Annotated in this window: 1 protein-coding gene; it reads left to right on the forward strand. The window is 57.6% G+C overall.

The annotated features are described in order from the left end of the window. Positions 1 to 896: elongation factor Tu (gene tuf / locus MFF34_RS27770; RefSeq protein ID WP_238217800.1), on the forward strand; the 896-nt coding region annotated here is incomplete at both ends.

Below are 896 nucleotides of genomic sequence, written 5' to 3' on the forward strand. Positions count from 1 at the left end.
GACTACGTGAAGAACATGATCACCGGTGCTGCGCAGATGGACGGCGCGATCCTGGTTTGCTCGGCCGCCGATGGTCCGATGCCACAAACCCGTGAGCACATCCTGCTGTCCCGTCAGGTTGGCGTTCCGTACATCGTGGTCTTCCTGAACAAGGCTGACCTGGTAGACGACGCTGAGCTGCTGGAACTGGTCGAGATGGAAGTTCGCGACCTGCTGTCCACCTACGACTTCCCAGGCGACGACACTCCGATCATCATCGGTTCGGCTCGTATGGCGCTGGAAGGCAAAGACGACAACGAAATGGGCACCAGCGCTGTCAAGAAGCTGGTTGAAACTCTGGACAGCTACATCCCAGAGCCAGAGCGTGCTATCGACAAGCCGTTCCTGATGCCAATCGAAGACGTATTCTCGATCTCGGGTCGTGGTACCGTTGTTACCGGCCGTATCGAGCGTGGTATCGTCCGCGTTCAAGATCCGCTGGAAATCGTTGGTCTGCGTGACACCACCACCACCACCTGCACCGGTGTTGAGATGTTCCGCAAGCTGCTGGACGAAGGCCGTGCTGGCGAGAACTGCGGCGTTCTGCTGCGTGGTACCAAGCGTGACGACGTTGAGCGTGGCCAGGTTCTGGTCAAGCCAGGTTCGGTCAAGCCGCACACCAAGTTCACCGCAGAAGTCTACGTCCTGTCGAAGGAAGAAGGCGGCCGTCACACTCCGTTCTTCAAAGGCTACCGTCCTCAGTTCTACTTCCGTACCACTGACGTGACCGGTAACTGCGAACTGCCGGAAGGCGTTGAAATGGTAATGCCAGGTGACAACATTCAGATGACTGTCACTCTGATCAAGACCATCGCAATGGAAGACGGTCTGCGCTTCGCTATCCGTGAAGGCGGTCG

It is taken from the genome of Pseudomonas sp. PAGU 2196, from assembly GCF_022179005.1.
Lineage (GTDB): Bacteria > Pseudomonadota > Gammaproteobacteria > Pseudomonadales > Pseudomonadaceae > Aquipseudomonas > Aquipseudomonas kermanshahensis.